Source organism: Cupriavidus sp. HE11 (assembly GCF_056097175.1).
This window is the reverse complement of sequence record NZ_CP184465.1, coordinates 916,027-936,857: the sequence shown is the minus strand read 5'-3', so window position 1 is coordinate 936,857 and position 20,831 is coordinate 916,027. Positions and strand designations below refer to the sequence as shown.

General features: G+C 65.8%; 22 protein-coding genes. 12 read left to right on the top strand and 10 right to left on the bottom strand.

Annotated elements, in window-relative coordinates; genetic code table 11:
- Positions 1–241: 241 nt before the first annotated feature.
- On the top strand, positions 242–1,798 hold the full coding sequence (locus tag ACOABP_RS21605) for a glucan biosynthesis protein G (RefSeq protein WP_474230185.1): 1,557 nt from the start codon (positions 242–244) through the stop codon (positions 1,796–1,798).
- Between the two features lie 69 nt (positions 1,799–1,867).
- On the opposite strand, the gene ACOABP_RS21600 is transcribed toward ACOABP_RS21605, so the two are convergent.
- Positions 1,868–2,098, bottom strand: a complete 231-nt coding sequence (locus ACOABP_RS21600; RefSeq protein WP_066736431.1) for a DUF3820 family protein — start codon at positions 2,096–2,098, stop codon at positions 1,868–1,870.
- A gap of 219 nt (positions 2,099–2,317) precedes the next feature.
- Between ACOABP_RS21600 and ACOABP_RS21595 the strand changes: the two genes are divergently transcribed.
- Both ACOABP_RS21595 and ACOABP_RS21590 read left to right on the top strand, forming a co-directional pair.
- Positions 2,318–2,611 carry a nicotinamide mononucleotide transporter gene (locus tag ACOABP_RS21595; RefSeq protein ID WP_474230184.1) on the top strand — a complete coding sequence of 98 codons (294 nt, stop codon included), beginning with the start codon at positions 2,318–2,320 and terminating at the stop codon, positions 2,609–2,611.
- Positions 2,612–2,736: 125 nt separating this feature from the next.
- A complete protein-coding gene (locus ACOABP_RS21590; protein WP_474230183.1) occupies positions 2,737–2,886 on the top strand; it encodes a hypothetical protein in 150 nt (49 codons plus the stop codon).
- Positions 2,887–2,922: 36 nt separating this feature from the next.
- Here the strand turns inward: ACOABP_RS21590 and ACOABP_RS21585 are convergent, their stop codons facing one another.
- Positions 2,923–3,711 (bottom strand): NAD(P)H-dependent oxidoreductase, encoded by a 789-nt coding sequence (locus tag ACOABP_RS21585; protein WP_474230182.1) that lies wholly within the window; start codon positions 3,709–3,711, stop codon positions 2,923–2,925.
- Positions 3,712–3,806: 95 nt separating this feature from the next.
- Here ACOABP_RS21585 and ACOABP_RS21580 point away from each other — a divergent pair, with 95 nt between their 5' ends.
- Positions 3,807–4,709, top strand: coding sequence for a LysR family transcriptional regulator (locus ACOABP_RS21580; RefSeq protein WP_474230181.1), 903 nt, complete (start codon positions 3,807–3,809; stop codon positions 4,707–4,709).
- A gap of 27 nt (positions 4,710–4,736) precedes the next feature.
- Here the strand turns inward: ACOABP_RS21580 and ACOABP_RS21575 are convergent, their stop codons facing one another.
- Positions 4,737–5,192: a hypothetical protein gene (locus tag ACOABP_RS21575; RefSeq protein ID WP_474230180.1), complete on the bottom strand. Its 456-nt coding sequence runs from the start codon at positions 5,190–5,192 to the stop codon at positions 4,737–4,739.
- A 414-nt stretch (positions 5,193–5,606) separates the two neighbouring features.
- Between ACOABP_RS21575 and ACOABP_RS21570 the strand changes: the two genes are divergently transcribed.
- Positions 5,607–6,851, top strand: a complete 1,245-nt coding sequence (locus ACOABP_RS21570; RefSeq protein WP_474230179.1) for an MFS transporter — start codon at positions 5,607–5,609, stop codon at positions 6,849–6,851.
- Here the strand turns inward: ACOABP_RS21570 and ACOABP_RS21565 are convergent.
- Together ACOABP_RS21565 and ACOABP_RS21560 are read right to left on the bottom strand one after the other, a co-directional pair.
- Positions 6,835–7,986 carry a zinc-binding metallopeptidase family protein gene (locus ACOABP_RS21565; RefSeq protein ID WP_474230178.1) on the bottom strand — a complete coding sequence of 384 codons (1,152 nt, stop codon included), beginning with the start codon at positions 7,984–7,986 and terminating at the stop codon, positions 6,835–6,837. The two genes, ACOABP_RS21570 and ACOABP_RS21565, sit on opposite strands and share 17 nt — an antisense overlap.
- Positions 7,987–8,085: 99 nt before the next feature.
- Positions 8,086–8,787, bottom strand: a complete 702-nt coding sequence (locus ACOABP_RS21560; protein WP_474230177.1) for a DUF2076 domain-containing protein — start codon at positions 8,785–8,787, stop codon at positions 8,086–8,088.
- 132 nt (positions 8,788–8,919) lie between these two features.
- Between ACOABP_RS21560 and pip the strand changes: the two genes are divergently transcribed.
- Both pip and ACOABP_RS21550 read left to right on the top strand, forming a co-directional pair.
- Positions 8,920–9,894 carry a prolyl aminopeptidase gene (pip, locus tag ACOABP_RS21555; RefSeq protein ID WP_474230176.1) on the top strand — a complete coding sequence of 325 codons (975 nt, stop codon included), beginning with the start codon at positions 8,920–8,922 and terminating at the stop codon, positions 9,892–9,894.
- A gap of 132 nt (positions 9,895–10,026) precedes the next feature.
- Positions 10,027–10,236: a hypothetical protein gene (locus ACOABP_RS21550; protein WP_474230175.1), complete on the top strand. Its 210-nt coding sequence runs from the start codon at positions 10,027–10,029 to the stop codon at positions 10,234–10,236.
- Between the two features lie 37 nt (positions 10,237–10,273).
- Here the strand turns inward: ACOABP_RS21550 and ACOABP_RS21545 are convergent, their stop codons facing one another.
- Positions 10,274–12,712 carry a DUF3772 domain-containing protein gene (locus tag ACOABP_RS21545; protein WP_474230173.1) on the bottom strand — a complete coding sequence of 813 codons (2,439 nt, stop codon included), beginning with the start codon at positions 12,710–12,712 and terminating at the stop codon, positions 10,274–10,276.
- 154 nt (positions 12,713–12,866) lie between these two features.
- On the opposite strand from ACOABP_RS21545, the gene ACOABP_RS21540 reads away from it, so the two are divergent.
- A complete protein-coding gene (locus tag ACOABP_RS21540; RefSeq protein WP_474230171.1) occupies positions 12,867–13,271 on the top strand; it encodes a VOC family protein in 405 nt (134 codons plus the stop codon).
- A 154-nt stretch (positions 13,272–13,425) separates the two neighbouring features.
- Positions 13,426–13,803, top strand: a complete 378-nt coding sequence (locus ACOABP_RS21535) for a c-type cytochrome (RefSeq protein ID WP_474230169.1) — start codon at positions 13,426–13,428, stop codon at positions 13,801–13,803.
- Positions 13,804–13,813: 10 nt separating this feature from the next.
- Here the strand turns inward: ACOABP_RS21535 and ACOABP_RS21530 are convergent, their stop codons facing one another.
- Entirely contained in the window at positions 13,814–14,704 is an 891-nt protein-coding gene (locus tag ACOABP_RS21530; protein WP_474230168.1) for a LysR family transcriptional regulator, read from the bottom strand.
- Positions 14,705–14,822: 118 nt separating this feature from the next.
- Between ACOABP_RS21530 and ACOABP_RS21525 the strand changes: the two genes are divergently transcribed.
- Genes ACOABP_RS21525 through ACOABP_RS21515 form a run of 3 tightly spaced genes read left to right on the top strand, consistent with a single transcriptional unit; the run spans position 14,823 to position 18,614 of the window.
- Positions 14,823–16,376 carry an AMP-binding protein gene (locus tag ACOABP_RS21525; RefSeq protein ID WP_474230166.1) on the top strand — a complete coding sequence of 518 codons (1,554 nt, stop codon included), beginning with the start codon at positions 14,823–14,825 and terminating at the stop codon, positions 16,374–16,376.
- A 16-nt stretch (positions 16,377–16,392) separates the two neighbouring features.
- A complete protein-coding gene (locus ACOABP_RS21520; protein ID WP_474230164.1) occupies positions 16,393–17,568 on the top strand; it encodes an acyl-CoA dehydrogenase family protein in 1,176 nt (391 codons plus the stop codon).
- A gap of 47 nt (positions 17,569–17,615) precedes the next feature.
- Positions 17,616–18,614, top strand: a complete 999-nt coding sequence (locus ACOABP_RS21515; protein ID WP_474230162.1) for a tripartite tricarboxylate transporter substrate-binding protein — start codon at positions 17,616–17,618, stop codon at positions 18,612–18,614.
- Between the two features lie 84 nt (positions 18,615–18,698).
- Here the strand turns inward: ACOABP_RS21515 and ACOABP_RS21510 are convergent, their stop codons facing one another.
- The 3 genes from ACOABP_RS21510 to ACOABP_RS21500 form a co-directional block, all read right to left on the bottom strand.
- Positions 18,699–19,202 carry a pilin gene (locus ACOABP_RS21510; RefSeq protein ID WP_474230160.1) on the bottom strand — a complete coding sequence of 168 codons (504 nt, stop codon included), beginning with the start codon at positions 19,200–19,202 and terminating at the stop codon, positions 18,699–18,701.
- A 238-nt stretch (positions 19,203–19,440) separates the two neighbouring features.
- Positions 19,441–19,758: a YnfA family protein gene (locus ACOABP_RS21505; protein WP_474230158.1), complete on the bottom strand. Its 318-nt coding sequence runs from the start codon at positions 19,756–19,758 to the stop codon at positions 19,441–19,443.
- A 33-nt stretch (positions 19,759–19,791) separates the two neighbouring features.
- Entirely contained in the window at positions 19,792–20,733 is a 942-nt protein-coding gene (locus ACOABP_RS21500) for a LysR substrate-binding domain-containing protein (RefSeq protein ID WP_474230157.1), read from the bottom strand.
- Between the last annotated feature and the right edge of the window lie 98 nt (positions 20,734–20,831).

Genomic DNA, 20,831 nt, shown 5'->3' with positions numbered 1-20,831 from the left:
TGGCCCGCCATGATGCGGCAAGGGCGCTTGGCCGGCTGTCGTCACGTGTCTGACAGGCACGTCAGGCGAAATCGGTTATTTTTCTGAACTGCGCCGCAAGTTTACAGCCTTACTGTGCCTAAAATGGCCGGTTTGTGGCCGTTGTGTGGCTTTTCCCGATGTGAATTCAGGAGATTGATTGGTGTTTGCCGCTTTCGTCGCTCGCCCCGTCGCGTCGTTTCGTAACAGGTTGCAACTTGTCTTGCCGGGCGTCGCCCTTGCAGGCTGCCTGCTTGGCGCCGCGCACGCCCACGCGTTTTCGCTTGACGACGTGACCGCCCGCGCGAAGAAGCTGGCCGACCAGCCCTACGCGGCGCCGGTCAGCAACCTGCCGCCCGTTTTCGCACAGATGCAGTTCGGCGACTACATCAAGATCCAGCCGAAGATGGACAACGTGGAATGGAAGGAGCAGGGCACGCCGTTCAAGCTCGGCTTCTACCACCAGGGCATGCATTTCAGCACGCCGGTGCGGATCAGCGAGATCGTCGACAACCGCGTCCACGAGATCAAGTACGAGCCCAGCCGCTTCGATTTTGGCGATCTCAAGCTCGACAAGGCCGCCACCAACAAGCTTGGCTACGCAGGCTTTCGCGTGCTGTACCCGATCAACCGCGCCGACAAGCTCGACGAGGTGATGAGCGTGCTGGGGGCCAGCTATTTCCGCGTGATCGGCAAGGGACAGGTCTACGGGCTGTCTGCGCGTGGCCTGGCGATCAACACCGGGCTGTCCGAGCCCGAGGAATTCCCGGCCTTCCGCGAGTTCTGGATCGAGCGCCCGAAGCCCGAGGACAAGCGCCTGGTGTTCTACGCGCTGCTCGATTCGAAGAGCGCCACCGGCGCCTATCGCTTCGAACTGCAGCCCGACTCCGATGCGGTGCTGAAGGTGCAGGCGCGCGTCTTCATGCGCAGCGCGGTCAAGAAGGTGGGGATTGCCCCGCTGACCAGCATGTTCCTGTTCGGCCCGCAGCAGATGCGCGATGCCAACAACTTCCGCCCGGCACTGCATGACTCGAATGGCCTGTCGATCCATACCGGCGACGGCGAATGGCTGTGGCGTCCGCTGAACAACCCGAAGTACGTGGCGCTGAGCATGTTCCAGGTGAACAATCCGCGCGGGTTTGGCCTGATGCAGCGCGGCCGCGATTTTGCGTCGTATGAAGACCTGAAGGACCGCTACGACCTGCGCCCGAGCGCGTGGATCGAGCCGCAGGGCGACTGGGGACGCGGCAAGGTCGAGCTGGTGGAAATCCCCACGCCGGACGAAACCAACGACAACATTGTGTCGTTCTGGACGCCCGACCAGCTGCCGCCCAAGGGCACGCCGATCCAGGCCGACTACACGATCCACTGGACCATGGACGAGCGTGGGGTGTTCGCGAAGGACCTGGCGTGGGCCAAGCAGACGCTGCGCACGGCCGGCGAGATCACGCAGAAGAACCTGATCCGCCATCTGGATGGCAGCCTGGGCTTCGTGATCGATTTCGAAGGCGGTCCGCTGGCCTCGCTGCCGCCGAACACGCCGGTACAGGCGCAGTTCAACGTGGGCGACAACGCCGAGGTCATCGAGAACGTGCTGCAGCCGAATCCCGTGACCAAGGGCTACCGCGTGACCCTGCGCATCAGGGTCAAGGACCCGAACAAGGTGGTGGAAATGCGCGAGGCCCTGGTGGCCAACGGCAAGCCGCTCAGCGAAACCTGGAGCTACCAGATTCCGCCGGGTACCGCCAACCAGCCCACGCCGGCCCAGGCGGTCAAGTAGGCGCTGGCGGCGCGATGGCAGGCAGCAGGGCGGCAGGGCCGGCCACGTGGCTGGCCCTTCTTTCGTGGTCTAGCGCTTCGGCAGCCGTGCGCGCAGCGGCTTGAGCAGGTCCTTGAGGCCGTTGTGGTCAAGCTCGTGCATCAGCGCCAGCAGGCGGCCGATCTCGCCGGGCGGAAAGCCCTCGCGCGCAAACCAGTTCAGGTAATTGCCCGGCAGGTCGGCGATCAGCGTGCCCTTGTGCTTGCCGAAGGGCATCTCGCGCGTGACGAGCAGGAGTAGCGATTCGCTGTCCGGCAGCATGCATCGGTTCCCAGTGGTAAAGAGCGCGCATTGTAGCGCCGCATTGCCCGGACCCGGCTGCCGCCGCTATGCCGCGCCAGGGCCGCTTCTGTGATGCTTCTATGGCGCGGCGGCGTAGCACGTTGCCCGCCCGCAGACATACCGCTTGCGTGATCCGGCCCATTTCCGGTAGTCTCCGTTTTGCATACAAAAAATGAACACAAATCGGAGACAACCCCCATGGAGCTTGCTGCTCAAATCCCTCAATTGCTGACTGGTCTCGAATGGTCGGGGTGCGCCCTGGCCATGAGCGGATCGTTCCTGGTGGCGCTGCACAACCGCGCATCGCGCTGGGGATGGATCGCCTACCTGTGCTCGAACCTGGTGTGGAGCGCCTTTGCGCTGGTTACCGGTACGTATGGCCTGTTCGTCCAGCAGCTCGGCTTCACGGCCACGAGCCTGTACGGGCTCTATCGGCACACGCGCCACTATCGTCAGGCGGCCCGCGAAGCCAGCGCCGCGCAGCCAGCCTGAGCGGCCCGACGCGGCCCGCCGCAACGCGTGCCGGCGGCCGGGAACGTCCTGCCGGCCGGGGAGCATGAAACTTCCCGGCCCGCCCGGGCGTCGAAGCCTGCAATTGCTACGATTCAGGCCCTGCCATGCGCATCATCTTCAGCACCATCGGCATATTTTTCCTGCTGGCCATGGCCCAGGGATGTACGACCGTTTCCGACACCGGCGGTCGGCAGTCCAGTGTGACCGCCTACGGCACCGTGGATGCCGGCGTAAGCGTCACCCGGGACCGCTAGCCGCGTCCCGGCGTCCCCGGTCTCATTTCACAGTTTTCAGGCCGCTTCGGACACATGTGCCGCATAACCGGTCTGCCCCGGGGCGATATCGGGCCGTAGCGTCAGCGCCGGAATCTCGTAGGCGCCGCTGTTCTGCGGACGGAACGCAATCGGTGGGGCCGTGAACAGCTGGTCCAGACGCTCGCCCAGCGCATCGGTCGTGGCCTGGTAGCGCGCCGCATCCATGCGGCTGGTGCGATAGACCAGGAACGGCGGCAGCACGTCGAAGCCGGGGTAGTACAGGATGCCGTGCTGGATCGGGAACAGGATGTCGTCCATGGGCCCATTGATACCGCGCGGGCCATAGTGCGATTCCCAGCCGCCCGTGGTCACCATCAGCATCGCCCGCTTGCCGGCCAGGGTGCCTTCGCCATACCGGCTGCCCCAGCGCATGTCCGAATGCTCGCCCACGCCGTACGCAAAGCCGTAGGCGTACACGCGCTCGACCCAGCCCTTGAGGATGGCCGGCATCGAGAACCACCACAGCGGAAACTGCAGGATCACGGCATCGGCCCAGCGCAGCTTTTCCTGCTCCCGGGCAATATCGGGGCTCTGCACGCCGTTCTCGAAGGCGTGGCGCGAATCGAGCGACGGATGGAAGGGCGCGCCACCTGGGCGCCGCTCCAGCGTATCCCCGGCATCGAGCGGTGCCTTCCATTGCATGGCATAGAGATCCGAAACCTGCACCTGGTGCCCGGCGGCCTCCAGGCGCTGCACTGCGAAATCCCGGAGCGACCCGTTCAGCGACGTGGGTTCGGGGTGGGCGTAAACAATCAGTACGTTCATGGCAGCCTTCCATTGATCAGTCGGTGAAGGCAGGATAGGTCGGGCATTGGTATATTAGAAATGAATATCCAGAATCCCAGCCATTAAAGAATGCCATGACGAACCTGCGCCGCCTCGACCTGAACCTGCTGGTCACGCTGGATGTGCTGCTGTCGGAGCACAACGTCACCCGCGCAGCCGAGCGGCTGCACTATTCGCAGCCATCGGTCAGCGTGCATCTGGCGAGACTGCGCGAGATATTCGACGATCCGCTGCTGTTACCGGGGCCGCGCGGCATGCGGCCCACCGCGCGCGCCGAATCGTTGCGGGCGCCATTGCGCGAGGCGCTGGCGGCGCTGGAACTGGCCGTGTCGCCCGAACACCCGTTCGATCCGGCGGTAGCCGCCAATACCTGGCGTATCGCGGCTACCGACTACAGCGAATCGACGGTGTTGCTGCCCGCGCTGGCGGGGCTGCGCCAATCGGCGCCGGGTACCCGGGTGGCCGTAGTGGAGATGGTGCCGGCCAACCTGGTGCGCCAGGCCGAGCGCGGCGATATCGACCTGGCCTTCCATACCACCGAAGGCTCGCCCGATTCGCTGCATCGGCTGCCGCTGTTCACCGAGCGGTATGTGCTGGTGGGGCGCACCGGACATCCGCGCCTGAAACGCAAGCCGACACTGGCGCAGTTCTGCGCGCTGGAGCACGTGATCGTGTCGCCCGATGGTGGCGGCTTCTTCGGTGTCACTGACGAGGCACTGGCGGCGGCCGGAATGTCGCGCCGCGTGGCACTGTCCGTGCCGCATTTCCTGTACGTGGCGGCGGTGGTGGCGGGCACCGACCTGGTGGCAATGCTGCCGGCGCGGCTGGTGGTCGACAACCCGGCGTTGCAAGTGGTGGATGCACCGGTCGAAGTCCCGGGCTACGAGATGTCGATGCTCTGGCACGAGCGCCTGCATCGCGACCCCGCGCACCAGTGGCTGCGCCAGGCCATCGTTGCGTCGCTGCCGGCCACCTGAGCCGGCGGGCGCCCGGTTACCGGCGGATCAGTTGCAGGCCGTACCCGGCACGGGCTTGCCGGTGGTGGTCAGTCCCTGGCAGGTATCGCCGGCCACCAGCGGCGCGTCGCCAGACTGCGGCGGCGACAGGCGCAACTTGCCTGCCACGGTGCAGCAGCTGCGCGGCACGCTGACGTGTTGCGACTGCGGCTGAACCTGTGAGGGCGCCGAGGGCTGCTGCATTGGCTGCGGCGACTGCATTGGCGAGGAGGGTTGTGCCGGAGACGATGGCTGTGGCGACAGCTTGATCGTCGGCATCGATTTGCTTGACGATGAGGTTGGCGCCGACGCATCGGGGCTGTCAGCATCGGGCGCCATGCACGTGCCCATGTTGCAGATCCGGTCGCCCTTGCACTGCATGTCGTGCTGGCATCCCTGCGCGAAGGCGGGAAGGGTCCAGGCCAGGCCAATGGCCGAAAGAAGCAGAGCATTACGCAGGGACATATCCCCTCCCACACGACAAGACGCGCGGCACCCGGCGCCATGCTTCATGGGTACGGTACCCCGGCGCCGCATGTCTCCAGCATAGGGCGGCGAGTACATGCACCGCCATGCTCTTGTGCCCTATCCCACAGTGGTGACCGCGGGCGCTGGATACCGGCGGATACAGGACTGCGGCAAAGGGGCATTGCACCGGCCATCGGCAGCGAATACGGTTTTGCTTCACAATAGCGCCCTCGCGTAGCCGTGCCGCCCCCGGCGGTGCAACGTAGTACTACGTAGCCGCATCATTCGCATTACCCGCATTACCCAATCGACGCCGCACCGGAGCACGCTGGAGCCCCCGAGGCAGGACGCAAGATCCTGCCCGCCAGTGCGCGGCGCAAAGCCATAACAGATGTCTCGCGATCTCTCCTCATGACCGCTCCTTCCGGAAACTTCGATAACGTCCCCGATCTCGCCACCCACGCCCACTCCGATACGCCCCGCAACCGTGCCGCCGACCGCCGCGCGCTGCTGGCGCTTGGCGTGGGCAGCTTTGGCATTGGCACCGGCGAGTTCGTCATCATGGGCCTGCTGCCCGATGCCGCGCGCGACCTCGCCATCAGCATCCCCGAGGCCGGCCATCTGATCAGCGCCTATGCGCTGGGCGTGGTGATCGGTGCGCCGCTGCTGGCGGTGCTGGGCGCGCGCTGGCCGCGCCGCAACCTGCTGATCGCGCTGATGGCATTCTTTGCCGTCGGCAACGTGGCCAGCGCGCTGGCACCGAGCTATCTGTCGATGCTGGTCCTGCGGCTGCTGACCGGCTTTCCGCATGGCACCTACTTTGGGGTGGCGGCGCTGGTGGCGGCCAGCCTGGTGCCGCGCGAACGCCGTGCCCAGGCGGTGGGCCTGGTCATGCTGGGCCTGACCGTAGCGACGCTGGTCGGCGTGCCCATCGCTGCCGGCATCGGTACATGGCTGGGCTGGCGCGCCGCGTTCATGATCGTGGGCGCGATCGGTGCGCTGACGGTGCTGCTGGTGTGGCGCTGGGTGCCGTTCGTTCCGGCCGACCGCCGTGCCAGCCCGCTGCGCGAACTGTCGGCGCTGGCGCGCAAGCAGGTGTGGTTCACGCTCGGCATTGGCGCGATTGGCTTTGGCGGCATGTTTGCCGTGTTCAGCTATGTCAAGCCGACCATGCTCGAGGTGGCGCACATGCCGGCCAGCGGTATCCCGATCGTGCTGGCGCTGTTTGGCGTCGGCATGGTGGCGGGCAACCTGGCGGGTGCCAAGCTGGCCGACCGCGCGCTGATGCCCACCGTGGGCGGTGTGCTGGTGTGGTCGGCACTGGTGCTTGGCGCGTTCGTATTCACGGCGCACCACGCCTGGCTGGCGTCGCTGAACGTGATGCTGGTGGGTACGGCGGTGGCGCTGGGCCCGCCGCTGCAGATCCGTCTGATGGACGTGGCCGGCGACGCACAGACGCTGGCCGCCGCACTCAATCATTCGGCCTTCAACATGGCCAACGCGCTGGGCGCCTGGCTGGGTGGCGTGACCATTGCCGCCGGCATGGGCTGGACGTCCACGGGCTGGGTTGGCGCGCTGCTGGCGCTGGGCGGGCTCGTGGTGTTTGCGTGGTCGCTGGCCGGCACGCGGGACCGTGACGTTACCGTGACGGCTTGATATCAGTCCCGGGCGCCGGCCGCCCGGTGGGTTTGCCGGCCGGCGGGTTGGCCGGCTGTGGCGCGTGGCTGGCATGCTCGCGCGCCGCGGCATCGATCACGCGATGCACGAATTCCAGCTTGGCTACCACGCCCGGGGATAGCGTGAACGGGTAGCCGTCGGGCACGCCCAGGCTGCGGTTCAGGCTGTTCAACACGTAGGTCAGCGGAAACCAGCGCTGCATCAGGCTGCGGAAGCTGGCGTCCTCCACGGGCGTCTGGTCGGTCAGCGTAGGCTCGCGCGGGCTTTCCGGCTTGAGCACCAGCCCGCATGACACGGCCGTGTCAAGCGTATCCACCATATGCAGGTAGTGGGCCCAGGTTTCGGCCCAGTCCTCCCACGGATGCATCGTCGCGTAGGCGCTGACGTACGACGCCTGCCAGTCGGGCGGCGCGCCATGGTCGTAATGCCGCTGCAGCGCCGCCGCGTAGTCGACGCTTTCGTCGCCGAACAGCTTGCGGAACGGTTCGATGCGCCGCGTGCCGGCGATCAGCCGGTTGAAATAGAAATGTCCAACCTCATGCCGGAAATGGCCCAGCAGCGTGCGATAGGCTTCGCCCATTCTGGTGCGGGTGCCTTCGCGGTACGCGTCGTCGGCTTCGGCGATGTTGATGGTAATGCGGCCGTTGTCGTGCCCGGTCATCGCCGGGTCGTGCGGGCCGGTGTCGGCCAGGAAGTCGAACTGCAGGCCCGACACGGGATCGTCATCGCGCGAGATGACCGGCAGCCCCAGCGACAGCAGCGTATAGAGCAGGCGCCGCTTGGCGGATTCCAGCCGGAACCAGTACAGCCGGTTCTCGGGCGCATCGAGGTTTGGAATGGTGTGGGTCAGCTTGCACGCCTCGCATAGCGTGCCGGGATTGTCCGCCGGCACCATCCAGTTGCACACCGCTTCCACCTGGTAGTTGTGGCAGCGGCGGAACATGGCGCCGCGGGCGTCGGGATGGAGGCTGCGCCAGCCGCCGGCATCGTCGCCTTCGAAGGCGGCCAGCTGCGATAACCCGGGAATGAAGCCGAGCGTGGCCTGGCAGCGTTCGCACGCGATGTTCTCGAAGAACACCAGGTTGTCGCAGCGGTTGCAGTGGAACGTCTTCATGGCGCCGGCTCCCGTTGTCCCGGGCAGGCGGCGCCCGGTTGCCCTGATCCTGCCCGCAATGGGGCAGGCCGGCAACCGGTGGCTGTCCTACAGAGGCGGTCAGAAGAACGACGAGTCGTCGTCCTGACCGGCGTCGATATAGTCGTCCAGCCCGTTGTCGAGATTGCCGTTGTCGGCCAGCAGCGCGTTGTCGCGCTGGCTGCCGCCGTTATCGTCGCCGTAGAAATTGTTCACCACGGTCTCGGAGCCCACTGCCGGCTGCCCGCCGAAGAAGCCGCCGCCGCTGCTGCCGCGATGGAACAGGTTCTCGATGCCCTGGAACAGCATCGCGCCGCCTGCCACGCCGGCCGCCGTAGTGGCGATGGTGCCCAGCGTGCCGCCCAGCCCGCCGCCAAGAAAGCCCGGGCGGGCTGCCTGCGCGGGCTGCGCCGGTGCGGCCTGGTACTGGGGCGCGCCAGGGTAGGGCTGCTGCGGCGGATACTGCGGCGCCGGGGCGGCCTGCGGCACACGGCCGGCGCTGTTGCCCCAGGCGGTGTCGTTGTCCATGAAGCCGCGCGAGCCGGCGCCGCTGGCGGCCTGCGCCGTCTGCAACCGGGCCTGCAGCGACTGGATCTGCGTCTGCGCCTGTTGCAGTGCGCGATCCAGCAGCATCGACCGCTGCACCAGCAGGTAGGCGGTATCGGGCTGGCGCGCGGCCGCATCGGCAATCATTGCCGCGGCCTGGGCGTCCTTGTTGTCCACGCGCGCCTGGGTCAGTTGGCTCAGGAAGGCTTCCAGTGCTTGCACGTCTTGGGGATTCATGGCTTCACCTCTTGGGGGTTCGGTTGCAGTACGGCTCAAATCTAGGGCCGCAGACTTAAACGAAACTTAAAGCCAATCGTCCTGCCCGCGGCTACACTTTTTGTTTCGAATGATCTCCACGCGAAACATTTCATGTCCGCCCTGCGCACGCTTTATCCCGAAATCGAACCCTACGAGACCGGTACGCTCGATGTTGGCGACGGTCATGTCCTGTATTTCGAACGCGTTGGCACGCGCGGCGCCAAGCCGGCCGTGTTCCTGCACGGCGGGCCGGGCGGCGGCATTTCGCCGGACCATCGCCGCCTGTTCGATCCGGCGTGCTACGACGTGCTGCTGTTCGACCAGCGCGGCTGTGGGCAATCCACGCCGCATGCGTCGCTGGAGGCCAATACCACCTGGCATCTGGTCGACGATATCGAAAAGCTGCGCCAGTTGATCGGCGTGGAACAATGGCTGGTGTTTGGGGGTTCCTGGGGGTCGACGCTGGCGCTGGCCTACGCGCAGGCGCATCCGGCGCGTGTCAGCGAACTGGTGCTGCGCGGGGTCTACACCGTGTCGCAGGCAGAGCTCGACTGGTACTACCAGTTCGGTGTCTCGGAGATGTTCCCCGACAAGTGGGCGCGCTTCCAGGCCCCGGTGCCCACCGCCGAGCGCGGCAACATGATGGCCGCCTACCGCAAGCTGCTGACCGGCGACGACCGGCAGAAGCAGCTGGAGGCCGCACGCGCCTGGAGCGTATGGGAAGCCGAGACCATCACGCTGCTGCCCAATCCCGAGATTGCCGCCAAGCACGACGAGGGCCACTTCGCGCTGGCCTTTGCGCGCATCGAGAACCACTACTTCACGCATCGCGGCTGGCTCGACGACGGTCAGCTGCTGCGCGATGCCCACAAGCTGGCCGGCATCCCCGGCGTCATCGTGCATGGCCGCTACGACATGCCGTGCCCCGCGCGGTACGCCTGGGCGCTGCACCAGGCGTGGCCGGACGCCGACTTCCACCTGATCGAAGGCGCGGGCCATGCGTGGACGGAGCCAGGCATCATGGACCAGTTGCTGGCGGCCACCGACCGATTTGCGACCAACTTTTCAGGGAAACCGAGGAATTAATCTATCCGCCAGAAAGCCCGTGGCGATCGAACGATCGTGCGCCTATACTGGCCCCTGTTGCGCTGCAGCAATGTCTGCAAGTAGGGGGGACATGGTTGTTGCAAGGTCCGAAGTCAGAGTCTGGAGAGCACGATGGTTCCTTGCGAACTTTGCAAGAACCTGCTGGGTCGTCCCGGTCATGTTCCGCCTCATCCGCGCCTGGCGCGGTCTGGCGATGCGGCGATGCACGCCGGCAAGCAGGTCTTTGTCTACACATGCCAGCATTGCCATCAGAGGATTGTGCTGTCCACGCACGACGATGGCGCCGATTACTGGACGGGGCACGAGCCCGGCGGGACGTGAGCCCGCCGGGAGCCGGCCGATGTGATGGCCGCGGTCCTTACGTGCCGAGCGCCGCCGCCATGTTTTCCACGCGCAGCGTCTGCGGTTCGGACAGCGATATCTTGGCGGCCCGCAACCGCTTGAGGATCTCGAACAGCAGGTCGCTCTTGGTGCCCCCCGCGATGCGCGGGCTGCCTACGTATCCCGTCACGCTCAGCGTGATGCCGTTGGGCGCCAGCTGGCTGAACGTGACCGATGGTGCGGGAATGTCCAGGATGGTCTCGTTCTCGCGATAGACCTCCAGCAGCAGGTCGCGCACGGCCTCGGGGTCGGTGTTGAGCGGGAAAGTCAGCTGCAGCGTCGCCACGCCCTGGGTGCTGTTGCTCATCGTGACGTTGCGCACGTTCTGCGAGATCAGCTGCGAGTTCGGCACGATCACCGTGGATCGGTCGCCCAGCTGGATCTCCGTGGCACGCACGTTGATGCGGCGGATATCGCCTTCCACGCCGGCCAGGCTGACCATGTCGCCCACCTTCACCGGGCGCTCGGTCAGCAGGATCAGGCCCGACACGAAGTTCTTCACGATCTCCTGCAGGCCGAAGCCGATACCCACCGACAGCGCGCTGACGATCCACGCCAGGTTTTCCCATTTCACGCCCAGCAGTGACAGTGTCAGCAGCACCAGCAGCACGTAGCCGACATTGGTGAACAGCGTGATCAGCGACGCGCGCAGCCCTGGCTCGGAACAGAGCTTGGGCAGCAGTTCGGCGTCGAGCCAGCGGCGCACCGAGCGTAGCAGCCAGATGCCCACGGTCAGCGCGATCACCGCATTCAGGATGCGGTCGGGCATGATGTTCATGCTGCGCAGCCGTTCGCCGCCCAGCACGGTCAGCAGGCTGTTCAGCAGATCGACCGGCGTGGTGCCGAAGCCGCCCGTCAGCAGGGCAAGCACGGCCAGCAGCAGCAGCGCGCTGGCGCCAATGCCGGACAGCACCGTCGATACCTGCTCCAGATGCGAGTCGCCCACCCCGAACAGCTGCTTGATGACGCGGCCGCTGCGGTGGCTGGCCGAGAACAGCGCCTCGCAGATGTCGCGCGTCAGCTGGGTCAGCAGGTACAGGCTGCACAGCACGATATCGAACCAGACCAGTTCGTAGGTCAGGAAGCGCGCAAAGCTGATATAGCCGACCAGCAGGGCACCGAACGACACGATCACGATCAGCGTGACGGCGGCGTGGATCAGCCCGGCCAGCGTGGCGCGCTCTTCGGGCCGCTCGCCGGCCGCCACCAGTTCGGTGCGTACGCGGTTGGCGCGCAGCAGCGCCGCGCCGATGGTCAGCACCACCACCAGCGAGACCAGCCCCCGTCCTAGCAGCGTGACCTGCACCGTGGTATCGGCCATGCGGTTGAGTTGCTCCAGCGTGCCCGCGAGCAGCAGCATGCCAGCCAGCACCGTGGGGAATGGCCGCATCGCCAGCGCCACCGGATCGGCCAGTGCAGGCAGCCGCCAGCTGGGGTGGCGCGTGCATAGCAATGCGCGGCCCAGGCCGGCAATCAGCGCGCTGGTCATGGTCAGCTTGGCGATCTCGTTCATCAGGTCCTGCAACGCAGGCGATATTTCGTCGCCGCCGGTAAAGGCCGCATAGACGATGCGCACGGCCAATGCCGTGGTGACAACCGTGGTCAGTGCCGTGGCAAGGGCCAGCGCGCTGCGCCGCAGGCGCGTTTCAGGCAACTGGGTCAGGCAGAACCAGGCCAGCCCGCGCTCCAGCAGCCGCCGGCCGAGCGACCAGACCGCCAGCGCCACGGCCAGCAGGATGATGGTCTTGCCGCGCTGCGACGGCTCCCAGGCCATCTGGATGCGCGGCCAGATATCGTCGGTGAAGTTGCCCAGGCGCTCGCGGTCTTCGTCGGACACCTTGAACAGCGGCGTCCAGAAGGCGGGGTTCAGGATGCTGTCCGAACGCAGCGCGAGCTGGTCCTTCAGGCGGCTGCGCTGCAGCTTGGCGAGCTGGTCGCGCAGGTGGGCGATGTTGTCCTTGCTGTCGGCCGCCTGCTTCAGTTCGTCGTCGAGCTGGCTCTTGCGCGCGTTCAGTTCCGCCCGCTGCCTGATGACGGCGGGCGCTTCCTTGGCGGCGTCCTTGGCCTTGCTGTCGGGGCTGGCGTCGGGCGGCGGCCCCAGCAGATCTACCTGGGCCTGCAGCTGGGCGCGCTGCGGTGTCAGCGACGCGGCGAGCTTGTCGACATCGTCGTCGAGCTGCTTGAGCGCGTCGTTGAGATCGCCCAGCTTGATGTTGCCGGACGCACTGGACGCCTGCTGCTTGACGCGGTCCTGCTCGGACTGCAACCGCTTCAGTTCGGAGATGGCTTCGGCGTGCGTCAGCGTGGGAATTTGCTGCGCTTCCGCCTCGGAGGCGGGCTCGGCCGCGAAACCTGCGGGCACTTGGATCAGTGCCGCGATGACAAGGCTCATGATGAGCCAGGAGATTCGGCGCATGACTTGGGGCGCGGTGGTTGACCGGCCCGGCAGTATAAAAGCCGCCCTCCGCTGGCCCGGTGTACATTACGCCTTGCACTGCACAGCTACACATGCTGTTACATAATCGCCGCTCCCACGGATCACCTCAGGGACCACAACAGGACACCACGCCATGACGCTTGCGATCGAACGCCTTGACCATATCGTGCTCAATGTGAAGGACGTGGAGGCCAGCGTGGCCTGGTACGAACAGGTGCTGGGCATGCAGCGCGAAGACTTCGAGTCGCGCACCGGCAAGCGCGTGTCGGTCAAGTTCGGCCAGCAGAAGATCAACCTGCGCCCGGTGAACGAAGACACGGTGGCGTGGTTCACCGGCGTGCATCCCACATCGGGCAGCGACGACCTGTGCTTCATCACGAAGATGCCGCCGCAGGAGGTGATCGCCCATTTCCTGGCGCACAAGGTGGCCGTGGAAGTGGGACCGGTGCAGCGCACCGGCGCGCTGGGACCGATGACGTCCGTGTACTGCCGCGATCCCGACGGCAACCTGATTGAAGTGGCGAGTTATCCGGTGTAGCAGGGCGCGTCATATGGCAGGCGCTTGCCTTTTTCCCCGCCCCTCTCCCGCAGGCAACAGACGGTGTTTCAATGCTGCTGGTTTGCTCCTCTCTCCCGCAGGCGGGAGAGGGGCGGGGGGAGAGGGCAGGCCGATTCAATTCTCATCACGCATCATGAAGTACGCTGCACTGCTTGCATTCACGTTGTTTGCCGTCACCACTGCCCACGCCGCCGGCGACATCGAGAAGGGCAAGGACATCTTCACCACGCGCTGTGCGTCGTGCCACCACGTAGGCCCGTCGGCGCGTGCGGCGTTCGGGCCGCAGCTGAACGGCGTGTTCGGCCGCAAGGCGGGCGGCACCGACGACTACCGCTATTCCGATGCCATGAAGGCGTCCCCCGTGGTGTGGGGCGACGACACGCTGCGCGCGTTCCTGCAGGCGCCGGCCAAGGTCGTGCCCGGCACCAAGATGCGCTTCTGGGGCATGAGCAATGCGCGCCAGCTTGATGACCTGCTGGCCTACCTGCGCACGTTCCCGCCGCAGCCGTAACCGCAGGGCGCTACTCCACGTGGGCTTCGAGGATGTCGATCATGCGCTGGGCCAGCGGTGACAGGTAGGCCCCGGCACGCGTGATGACGCCCACGCGGCGGCCCAGGTCCAGCGCGTCGGCGCGCAGGGCAATCGGCCGCAGGCCCATGCGCTTGCTGTTGGTGGTCGATCCGGCGATACACAACATCTCCGTGCCGCGCACCAGATCGAACAGCGTGGTGCTGCCGAAATCCGTCTCCACGCGCAGCGTCGGTGCCGGCAATCCAGCGCTGGCAAAGGCGCGGTCGATCTGCTGGCGGATCAGCACGTGTGCGGTCGGCAGCAGCCAGTGCTGGCCCACCAGATCGGCCAGCGTCAGATCGCGCCGGCGCTGCAGCGGGTGGTTCTCGTCGGCCACCACGGCCAGGCGGTCGGTGAACAGTTCGCGTGTTGCCAGCGCGGGATTGGCCTGGCGCGGCAGCGGGGCCACGGCCAGGTCCAGTTCGCCGGCCTGCACCTGGTCCATCAACTCGCGCGCCACGCGCATGCTCAGGCGCAGCCGCGCCACGGGCCGTTCGCGCAGCAGCTGCTGGCAGGCGCCCAGCACCAGCGCATTGGGCATCGATGGCGAATAGCCAAGCCGCAGCAGGCCCTGTTCGCCGGTCTGGATGCCGCGCATCTCCTTGATGGCATCGTCGTATTCCAGCCGGATGCGGCGCGCCCGCTCCAGGAACACCGTGCCAGCCTGCGTCACGCGCATGCCCAGCGTCGTGCGCTCGAACAGGGGCACGCCCAGTTGCGCCTCCACCCGCTGGATCGCCTTGGTCAGCGCCGGCTGGGTCATGCCCAGCGCCTCGGCGGCGCGGCCGATGCCGCCGTGGGCGCCCACGGCCAGCACGTAGTCCAGGTCACGTGTCTCCATGGTGTCTCGTATTCCTCATTCCCATCGTTTATGACTTTATTCCAATCGCGACATTGTGGTGATGTCACGCATCTTACAGACTTGGGTCACACCACACCTATCCAGATTGGAGACAACGATGACGTTCGCCTATTTCCTCAGGCGTGCGGCGCGCTATTGGGGCGACAACCCCGCCGTGCTGTACCGCGACCGCGTGCTGACCTACCGCCAGCTTGACGAACGGTCGACACGGCTTGCCATTGCGCTGCTGGCGCTGGGCCTGCAGCAAGGCGACCGCGTGGCAATCCAGTCGCGCAACTGCCCCGAGATCGTCGAGATCGAATGTGCGCTGTACAAGGCCGGGCTGGTCAAGGCGGCGCTGAATCCGCGCTTTACGGCCAATGAGGCGTCCGATGTGGTCGAAAACTGCACGCCACGCGTGATGATCGCGGGCCCCGGCTACACCGGCTATTCGCGAGACACGCGCGGGTTTGGCTGCGTCGAGCATTTCGTCGCCATCGCGGGCGCGGAAGGCGCTTACGGGGCCTATGAATCGCTGATCGAGCGCGGCGCCAATTCGGCCATCGACTATGCCCCCCAGCCGGGCGACCTGGCCGTGCTGCACTTTTCGTCGGGCTCCACGGGCAAGATCAAGGCGGCCATGCAGACCTACGGCAACCGGCTGGCGTCGATGCGCAAGATGATCCTGACCATGGATCGCCCCGCGCGCCCCGGCGACCGGCTGGCGTTGATCGGCCCGGTCACCCATGCATCGGGCATGCTGATGCAGCCCTATCTGTTCCTGGGCGCCACGCTGGTGCTGTTCGAGAAATTCGAACCGGCCCGCTTCCTGGCCGATGTGGCGCGCCTGAAGCTGACCCACGTGTTCATGGTGCCCGCCATGATCAACATGCTGCTGGCCGAGCCGACGCTGGCCACGGCCGATCTGGGCAGCCTCAAGACGCTGGCCTACGGCGCCGCACCAATGGCCCCGGCACGCATTCGCGAAGCCTGGGAACGTATCGGCCCGGTGCTGTCGCAGGGCTATGGCGCCAGCGAGTCCACATCGGGCGTCACGCGCCTGTCCACGGCCGACCACGCGCTGGCGATCGAAAGCAAGCCCGAGCGGCTGGCATCGTGCGGCCGCGCGCTGGGCGAAACAGAAGTGCGCGTGGTCAACGAGCGCGGCGAAGAGGTCACGGGCGATGAAATTGGCGAACTTGTGATCCGGGGTGCCGATGTGTTCCAGGGCTACTGGGGCGAGCCGGAGCTGACGCGCGAGGTGCTGATCGACGGTTGGCTGCACACGGGCGACCTGGCGCGCGTGGATGCCGATGGCTACCTGTACCTGGTCGACCGCAAGAAGGACATGATCATCTCGGGCGGCTTCAACGTGTATCCGACCGAGGTGGAAGCCACGCTGTACCAGCATCCCGACGTGATGGAAGCCTGCGTGATCAGCGTGCCCGACGACACCTGGGGCGAGAGCGTCAAGGCCGTGGTGGCGCTGTGGCCGGGCCGGCAGGCTAGTGCGGCCGAACTGATCGGCCATTGCCGCGCGCGCATTGCCGACTACAAGTCGCCGCGCTCGGTCGACTTCGTCGCCGAACTGCCCAAGAACGCCAGCGGCAAGCTGGCCCGCAAGCTGGTGCGCGAGCAGTACTGGCTCGGCGCCAGCCGCCGCGTGAACTGATCCACGGAGCCAAGACATGTTCGACCATCTGACCAATCCGGTGCTGATCGAAACGCGCGCCGCGGTGCAGCGCTTTATCAACGACGAACTGCTGCCGATGCAGCACGAGCTGGGCCTGGGCACCGAAGACCCGTGGCCGCGCGAGGTGCTGCGCAACGTCTGGCGCCGCTCCAGCGAACTCGGGCTGTACGCGGCCTGCCTGCCTGTGGAACTGGGCGGCAAGGGCCTCAATATCTCGGAGCAGTGCGCGTTGAAGGCCGACCTGGCTGCCAGCGGCGCAGTGCTGGCCCCGCATGTGCTGGGCGACCTGGGTGGCCCGCCGCGCGTGGGCAACATGCTCAAGTACGCCACGCCGGACCAGGTGGCACGCTACTTCCAGCCGGTGATCCGGGGCGAGAAATCCACCTGCTTTGCGCTGACCGAGCCGCATTCGGGCTCCGATGCGCAGAGCATCCGCACCAGCGCGGTGGTGGACGGCGACGATCTGGTGATCAACGGCGAGAAGCATTACATCAGCGGCGCGCCGTTTGCGGACTTTGCCATCGTGATGTGCGTGACCGATGCCACCACCACGCCGCCGTCGATCACGGCCGTGCTGGTCGACCTGGACCTGCCGGGCGTCACCGTCAGCACCGAGTACGTGCCGATGTCGGGCCAGCATATCGATGCCGATATCCGCTTCGAGAACGTGCGCGTGCCGCGCGCCAATATCTTTGGCGGCGAAGGGCGGGGTTTCAAGCTGGGCATGTCGCGCATCAACGTGAACCGGCTGCTGCATTGCCCGTCGATGCTGGGGCTGGCAACGCGTGCCTACGAGGCATCGGTGGCCTACGCGGGCCAGCGCCGCCAGTTTGGCGGGCCGATTGCGCGCTTCCAGGCCATCCAGCACATGCTGGCCGACATGGCGGCGGCACTGTGGGCCTGCGAGAGCATGATCGCCCAGACCGCGCTGCTGGCCGATGCCGGTGCCGACCTGCGCATGAAGGCGGCCGCGTGCAAGCTGTTCGTGTCGGAGCGCTGCTTCGAGGTGGCGGACAAAGCCGTGCAGATCCACGGCAACCTCGGTGTCACGCGCGGGCATCCGGTGGAGCAGACCTGGCGCAAGCTGCGCATGTTCCGCATCTTCACGGGCACCAGCGAGATCCAGCGCAATACGATTGCCAAGGCCATCCTGGACCCGGCCGAGGCCTGATTGCGCCACACGCGCGCCACACATCAGAAAAAAACACAGGAGACAACATGAATCGTCGTCAATGGCTGGCTACGGCAGGCGCCGCAGCCGGTGCCGCCGCACTGGGTGGCGTGATGAGCCGCGTGGCCGTGGCCGCCGCGCCGTATCCTTCGCGCCCGATCCGGCTGATCGTGCCGTTTATCGCGGGCACCGCACCCGATTCCATCGCCCGGACCATCTCGGCGGAACTGTCGCCGGTGCTGGGCCAGCCGCTGGTGGTGGAGAACATCGGCGGGGCTGGCGGCATCATCGGCGCCCGGGCGCTGAAGCGCGCCGAGCCCGATGGCTACACGCTGGGCATCCTTGCCAACCAGCACGTGATCAACGTCCATCTGTACAAGGATCAACCGTACGACGCCGCCCGCGACTTCACGGCGATCTCGGCGCTATCGGGCGGCCCCGTGGTGCTGGCCGTGCCAGCGTCGTCGCCGTTCAGGACGGCGCGGGAACTGATCGAGGCGATGAAGAAGAAGCCGGGTGCGCTGAACTACGGGTCGGGCGGCAAGGGCAGCGTCTCGCACCTGGCCGTGGAATCGCTGCTGCACCAGAATCATGTCGAGGCCGTGCATATCCCGTACAAGGGCGCCAGCGAAATCCTGACGTCGATGCTGAGCGGCCAGACGCAATTCGGCATGCCGGTGATGTCGACGGCGGCGCCGTTCCTGCGCAACGGCCAGATTCGCGCGCTGGCGGTGTCATCGGCTGCGCGGACCAGCTATTTCCCGAACGTGCCGACTTTGGCGGAATCGTTGCCGCCGGGGTTTGTGCTCGATAACTGGAGTGGCTTGTTTGCCCCGGCTGGCTTGCCGGCGCCAATGGCGAAACGGCTATTCGACGCGGTGGTCGCGCTGCAGAACAGCGGCAAGCTCGACGCGACGATGAAGGCGAATGCAGGGGAGCTTCGGAAGAGCGATTCGCCGGCGCAGTTCACGCAGATGGTGGCGGCTGACAATGCGCGGTACCGGAAGCTGATTGGGGAGATTGGGATGCGGGGGGAGGCGGGGTGAAGAGGCGGGGCTAGAAGTTGCGGCCCCTGAAATGAAAAAAACCCTGGGGAAAGTCCAGGGCTTTTCTTGAATGCTAGATGCCAATTACATTGGGCAGCTTGCCGGTGCAAACGAAGCGTTGAACGTGGCCGGAGCAGTCGTGATGGCGCAGCCCCAGCTACCGTTCGCATCGCGGGTCCACGTGATGGTAGCGCCAGCCACTGCGGCTTGTGCAGCACCGCCCAACACGCCACTAATGGTCGACGCATTGGCAGCCAGGGCCACAGTGGCGATACCGCCGAGGGCCGTGGCGTTGTCCGTGATCAGGTTCGAAGCGGTACGACCCATGTTGCAGTCGGTGGTGGCAGCAGGCGGCACATCCGGCGTAGTGATGACCGTGCGGCCTTCGTTCAGGCAGGTCTCGGCTGCCGTGCGCAGGGCCGACAGTTCACCGATCACTCGGCTAACTTGCGACTTGGCCACGTACGTCTGATATTGCGGAATCGCAATAGCAGCCAGGATACCGATGATCGCGACCACGATCATCAGTTCGATCAGCGTGAAACCCTTCTGGACCCGTTGGTGGATTCCCATCCGTGCTTTTTTCATGGAATTGACCCCTTTGAATTAATTGAGAACAGCAGTTGCTGTCGGGTGCATATAGAGCAACAGGCGTGCCAGGTCGTAATTCGGCTAGAAATCGCCGAAATGTGAGATTTCTTGTCACCTGTAACCAGATGTATCTGACAATTCCCGTCACCCCACTCTCGGAGGGTATGGCTCAAGAAGCACAAGGTGACGGTTTTTGTCAGGGAATGTGGCGCTTAATTCGCCCTTAATTCTGATATTAGCGCGGCTGAAACACGATCACGGCCATGCCGGCGACGGCAATTGTGACACCTGTCATATCCCAGACGCTGGGCCGGACGCCGTCGACCAGCCAGAGCCAGGCGATGGCCACTGCTATATAAATACCGCCGTAGGCGGCATAGACCCGGCCCGAGGCGTCGGGGTGCAAGGTAAGCAGCCACGCGAAGGCGGCCAGCGAGGCGGCGGCTGGGATCAATACCCATGCGCTGGCGTTCTGACGCAGCCAGAGGTAGGGCAGGTAGCATCCGAGGATTTCGGCCAGGGCGGTCAGGAAGTAGAGTCCGACGGTTTTCATGCTTGCTTCTGTGTAGTCGTTGATCAGGGCGTCTTACGCCACCGCCGCCTTTAGCGCCGCCACCAGCGGCATCACCAGCTCATTCTCTTCCGTCTCGCGCCGCCACATCACGCCCACGGGCGGCAAGTCCCAGCTCAGCGAGAACGGCAGCGCTGCCGCGTCGCCCAGTTCGATCAGCTCGGCGGCCACGGCGCGCGGCACGATGGTGATGGTGTCAGGCTGGCTGCGCAGCAGCGTGGCCATCGGTTTGATCGAATAGGTTTCGACGATGGGCAGCGGCGGTGCCACACCGGCCACCGCGAACATCGTATTGATCGTGCGGCGCACCGGCGTGTGTGGCGGAGGCAGGATCCAGTCGAGTTCCGCCAGCCGTTTCCAGTCAAGTTCGCCACGCGACAGGCGCGCCTTGGCCCGCGAAGGTACCACGAGCACGGGCTCTTCTCGATAGAGCGGTTGCTGCACGATATCTTCGCCTGCCAGGTAGAACGAGCGCGCGATCACGCAGTCCAGTTCGTGCTGGCGCAGCGCGCTGACCAGTTCGTCGGTGGTGCCTTCGCGCACCACCACCGAGATGCGCGGTTGCTGGTTGAGCCCATAGGCCAGCGCGGCGTCCAGCACTGCGCGGGCCGTGTAGGGAATCACGCCCAGCCGCAGCCGGCCCCGCCGGCCGGCCTCGATCACCGCCAGTTGCCGGCCCAGCGCCTCGGCGTCGGCCATCGTCATGCGCGCATGGCTCAGTACGGCGGCTCCGGTGGCCGTGGGCTCCAGCCCGTTGCGGGTGCGGGTGAACAGCGGCGTCATGAAAATGTCCTCAATCTCGCGCAGCGCCTTGGTCACGGCCGGCTGGGACAGGTTCATCTCCGCCGCTACACGCGATACCGAACGCTGGCGCTCCAGCGCCAGCAGCAGCGGCAAATGACGCAGGCGCAGGCGCGATACGATCTGATGCAGCAGCTTGTCGGTGGCAATCGGCATAAGGGAGGGACGTTGCGGTTGATGGGTATAACCAAACGGTAATACTACGATAAGTAATTCGATACTGGCAGTTATTCCATCTGCCTATACTCGAATCA

Bases quoted from the DNA above. Each gene is read 5' to 3' on its own strand.
- ACOABP_RS21540 (WP_474230171.1), top strand. From the start codon at position 12,867: ATGACGCTTGCGATCGAACGCCTTGACCATATCGTGCTCAATGTGAAG.
- ACOABP_RS21505 (WP_474230158.1), bottom strand. From the start codon at position 19,758: ATGAAAACCGTCGGACTCTACTTCCTGACCGCCCTGGCCGAAATCCTC.
- ACOABP_RS21535 (WP_474230169.1), top strand. From the start codon at position 13,426: ATGAAGTACGCTGCACTGCTTGCATTCACGTTGTTTGCCGTCACCACT.
- ACOABP_RS21595 (WP_474230184.1), top strand. From the start codon at position 2,318: ATGGAGCTTGCTGCTCAAATCCCTCAATTGCTGACTGGTCTCGAATGG.
- ACOABP_RS21550 (WP_474230175.1), top strand. From the start codon at position 10,027: ATGGTTCCTTGCGAACTTTGCAAGAACCTGCTGGGTCGTCCCGGTCAT.
- ACOABP_RS21520 (WP_474230164.1), top strand. From the start codon at position 16,393: ATGTTCGACCATCTGACCAATCCGGTGCTGATCGAAACGCGCGCCGCG.
- ACOABP_RS21500 (WP_474230157.1), bottom strand. From the start codon at position 20,733: ATGCCGATTGCCACCGACAAGCTGCTGCATCAGATCGTATCGCGCCTG.
- ACOABP_RS21565 (WP_474230178.1), bottom strand. From the start codon at position 7,986: ATGAAGACGTTCCACTGCAACCGCTGCGACAACCTGGTGTTCTTCGAG.
- ACOABP_RS21560 (WP_474230177.1), bottom strand. From the start codon at position 8,787: ATGAATCCCCAAGACGTGCAAGCACTGGAAGCCTTCCTGAGCCAACTG.
- ACOABP_RS21580 (WP_474230181.1), top strand. From the start codon at position 3,807: ATGACGAACCTGCGCCGCCTCGACCTGAACCTGCTGGTCACGCTGGAT.
- pip (WP_474230176.1), top strand. From the start codon at position 8,920: ATGTCCGCCCTGCGCACGCTTTATCCCGAAATCGAACCCTACGAGACC.
- ACOABP_RS21575 (WP_474230180.1), bottom strand. From the start codon at position 5,192: ATGTCCCTGCGTAATGCTCTGCTTCTTTCGGCCATTGGCCTGGCCTGG.
- ACOABP_RS21510 (WP_474230160.1), bottom strand. From the start codon at position 19,202: ATGAAAAAAGCACGGATGGGAATCCACCAACGGGTCCAGAAGGGTTTC.
- ACOABP_RS21600 (WP_066736431.1), bottom strand. From the start codon at position 2,098: ATGCTGCCGGACAGCGAATCGCTACTCCTGCTCGTCACGCGCGAGATG.
- ACOABP_RS21585 (WP_474230182.1), bottom strand. From the start codon at position 3,711: ATGAACGTACTGATTGTTTACGCCCACCCCGAACCCACGTCGCTGAAC.
- ACOABP_RS21525 (WP_474230166.1), top strand. From the start codon at position 14,823: ATGACGTTCGCCTATTTCCTCAGGCGTGCGGCGCGCTATTGGGGCGAC.
- ACOABP_RS21590 (WP_474230183.1), top strand. From the start codon at position 2,737: ATGCGCATCATCTTCAGCACCATCGGCATATTTTTCCTGCTGGCCATG.
- ACOABP_RS21570 (WP_474230179.1), top strand. From the start codon at position 5,607: ATGACCGCTCCTTCCGGAAACTTCGATAACGTCCCCGATCTCGCCACC.
- ACOABP_RS21530 (WP_474230168.1), bottom strand. From the start codon at position 14,704: ATGGAGACACGTGACCTGGACTACGTGCTGGCCGTGGGCGCCCACGGC.
- ACOABP_RS21545 (WP_474230173.1), bottom strand. From the start codon at position 12,712: ATGCGCCGAATCTCCTGGCTCATCATGAGCCTTGTCATCGCGGCACTG.
- ACOABP_RS21515 (WP_474230162.1), top strand. From the start codon at position 17,616: ATGAATCGTCGTCAATGGCTGGCTACGGCAGGCGCCGCAGCCGGTGCC.